The 3,138-nt window shown below is 53.5% G+C and carries 3 protein-coding genes; 2 read left to right on the top strand and 1 reads right to left on the bottom strand.

What is annotated here, in order from left to right:
• On the bottom strand, nt 1–256 hold a 256-nt coding region (locus Q0095_RS02395), incomplete at its 3' end, for a diacylglycerol kinase (protein WP_297881017.1).
• A gap of 67 nt (nt 257–323) precedes the next feature.
• On the opposite strand from Q0095_RS02395, the gene Q0095_RS02390 reads away from it, so the two are divergent.
• Both Q0095_RS02390 and Q0095_RS02385 read left to right on the top strand, forming a co-directional pair.
• Nucleotides 324–1,082, top strand: coding sequence for an exodeoxyribonuclease III (locus Q0095_RS02390; RefSeq protein WP_297881015.1), 759 nt, complete (start codon nt 324–326; stop codon nt 1,080–1,082).
• A 141-nt stretch (nt 1,083–1,223) separates the two neighbouring features.
• Complete coding sequence (locus Q0095_RS02385; RefSeq protein ID WP_297881013.1) at nt 1,224–2,870, top strand: formate--tetrahydrofolate ligase; 1,647 nt, start codon at nt 1,224–1,226, stop codon at nt 2,868–2,870.
• The last annotated feature ends 268 nt before the right edge of the window (nt 2,871–3,138 follow it).

Below are 3,138 nucleotides of genomic sequence, written 5' to 3'. Positions count from 1 at the left end.
GGATTTCGCTCGTGTCAAGATCGACCGCGCGCTCAATAGCCGAGTTTATGCATTCGGTTGTGAACGTAAAGACCGCGCCGAAGATCAAAAATAGATTTAGCACTGCGCCGAAATTCCAAAAAAATAGCGACAGCAGAAGCGGGACGAACACGCAAAGCTCGAGTCTAAAGCTACGCTCGCTACGCAGCATTTCGGCAAGACCCGCCATCGCGTAGCCCCAGTTGGCAAAAAATCGGTATTTGGGCTGATTGCGCATAATTTTCCTTTAAATTTAGTCAAAATTTCGTATAATCATACCAAAATTTTTGCGCCAAAGGCTAAATTTGAAACTGATTAGTTGGAACGTAAACGGGCTGCGCGCAGTGCTCGGCAAAGACGGCTTTGCGTGGCTTGCGGAGCAAAATCCCGATTTTTTGGGCTTGCAAGAGATCAAGGTGAGCGAAAAGGACGCTCCGAAAGGGCTTTACGAGCTCGGATTTTCTCAGATCGATCTAAATTCCGCCGCTCGCGCGGGATATTCGGGCGTGGCAAGCCTAGCTAAATTTAAAAGCGAGACGAGCAAGGCGCTGTTTTTCCCCGACGACGAGGGGCGCGTGCTGCAGCACCGCTTCGGCGATGTCGTGCTTTTTAATATCTACTTTCCCAACGGCCAAAAGGACGAGGCGCGGCTAGCCTATAAGATGGAATTTTACGCAAAATTCCTAGCCTACGCGCGCAGCCTCGCGGAGCAGGGGCTCGGGGTGATATTTTGCGGCGACGTAAATACCGCGCACCGAGAGATCGATCTTGCAAATCCAAAAGCAAACTCCAAAACCTCGGGCTTTTTACCGATCGAGCGGGCGTGGCTCGATGAGGTCGAGGCGGCGGGCTTTGTCGATACCTTTCGTGCCGTGCACGGCGAGCTGCGGGACGCCTACTCGTGGTGGAGCTACCGCTTTAACGCGCGCGCCAAAAACGTAGGCTGGCGGATCGATTATTTTTTCATCTCGGTAAATTTGCGCTCGCGGCTAAAGGACGCTTTCATCCTAAGCGACGTGATGGGCAGCGACCACTGCCCCGTGGGCATCGAGATCGAAATTTAGCCGGGGCAAATTTCGCGGCGCAAGCTTTGATCTTGCGCGGCTGGCGGATTAAGGTGCGCATAGCGGCGCGAGCTAATGCGCAGATTTAAAGAGGCGGTGCGTAAACACAGCGCGATAAAATTTTAAATTTAAGGAGAGAAAATGTTGAGCGATATCGAAATAGCAAATGCGGCGAAGCCGGATAAAATTTCAAACGTTGCGAAAAATTTGGGGCTTAGTGAGGATGAGATCGAGCTGTACGGCCACTACAAAGCCAAGCTAAATATCAAGCCGCGCTCGCGCGCTTCGAAGCTTATCTTGGTCACGGCGACCAATCCGACGCCGTTTGGCGAGGGCAAAACGACGACCTCTATCGGTCTAGCCGACGCGCTAAAGCGTCTAGGCAAAAGCGTCTGTCTTGCGCTGCGCGAGCCGTCGCTGGGGCCGGTTTTTGGTATCAAAGGCGGCGCCGCGGGCGGCGGATATTCGCAGCTGGTGCCGATGGATGATCTAAATTTACACTTTAACGGCGATTTTCACGCGATCACCTCCGCGAATAATCTCATTTCGGCGGTCATCGACAACTCGCTGTATCAAGAAAACCCGCTAAAGATCGATAAAATTTTATGGAAGCGCTGCATGGATATGAACGACCGCGCGCTGCGCCACATCACCGTAGGACAGGGCGGACGCACCGACGGAGTAGAGCGTGAGGACGGCTTTAATATCACCGCAGCTAGCGAGATAATGGCGGTTCTGTGCCTCTCGAACGATCTTGCCGAGCTTAAGGAAAACATCGCAAACATCATGGTCGCCTACGATACGCAGGGAGAGCCGATATACGTGCGCGATCTGGGTTGCGCGGATGCCGTGGCGATCCTGCTAAAAGACGCGATGAAGCCAAATCTCATCCAAAGCCTTGAGCACACGCCCGCACTCGTGCACGGAGGTCCTTTTGCAAATATCGCGCACGGCTGCAACTCCATAATGGCGAGTAAGTTAGCTCTAAGTCTTGCCGATTACGCCGTGACGGAGGCGGGCTTCGGAAGCGAGCTCGGGGCTGAGAAATTTATCGACATCAAGTGTCGCCGCGCGGGCATCGCTCCGGATGCCGCGGTGCTGGTTAGCACGATCCGCTCGCTTAAATACAACGGCGGCGCGGATAAAGAAAGTATCGCGAGCCCGGATCTTGCCGCGCTTCAAAGAGGCATCGTAAATTTAGGCGGGCATATTGAAATTTTACAAAACTTCGGGCTAAATCCCGTCGTGGCGCTTAATCGCTTCAGCTTCGATAGCGATGAGGAGATCGCTTTCGTACGCGAGTACTGCAAGCAGCGCGGCGTGCAGATGGCGATTTGCGAAAATTTCGCCAAAGGCGGCGAGGGCGCGCTTGAGCTAGCCTGCCTCGTAGTAGATGAGTGCGAGCGCGCCAAGGAGCTAAAATTCGCCTACGAGCTTAGCGACGATACGGCGAGCAAGATCGAAAAGATCGCCGTTAAAATTTACGGCGCGAGCGAGGTCGTTTTCGAGCCTGAAGCGCAAAAGGCGCTGCAGCACATCAAGGCTTTGGGGCTTGAGCGGCTAAACGTCTGCATCGCAAAGACGCAATATAGCTTCAGCGACGATGCCAAGGCGCTTGGGCGCGCGCGCGGCTTTAAACTCAGCGTCAAGGACCTTCAGATTCGCACGGGGGCGGGCTTCATCGTCGCCGTCTGCGGCAAGATAATGCTGATGCCGGGGCTGCCGAAGGTTCCTAACGCGCTAAATATGAAGATCACGAGCGAGGGCGTAATAAGCGGATTGGCGTAATTTGGGATTTATTTTCGGCGCCCGAAGCCAAAGCCGAAAATTCCGCGCTTGGGCGGTAAAATTTAGCTGCGGGCTTCGGCGGCGATAAATTTTTCCCTCAAGCTTCGGTAGCAATAAATCTTGCCTTCAAGCTGCGGCGAGTTTATCGCGCCCCGGTTTTATCACGTCATGGTTTTACTACACTCGAGCTTTATCGCGCTAGGCTTTAGCCAGTTGAATTTTGATTAGTCGGATTAGTCGGATTAGTCGGATTAGTCGGATTAGTCGG

It is taken from the genome of uncultured Campylobacter sp., assembly GCF_938045535.1.
Lineage (GTDB): Bacteria > Campylobacterota > Campylobacteria > Campylobacterales > Campylobacteraceae > Campylobacter_B.
The sequence above is the reverse complement of the archived record's forward strand: the minus strand, read 5'-3'. Positions and strand labels throughout refer to the sequence as shown.

Bases quoted from the DNA above. Each gene is read 5' to 3' on its own strand.
- Q0095_RS02385 (WP_297881013.1), top strand. From the start codon at position 1,224: ATGTTGAGCGATATCGAAATAGCAAATGCGGCGAAGCCGGATAAAATT.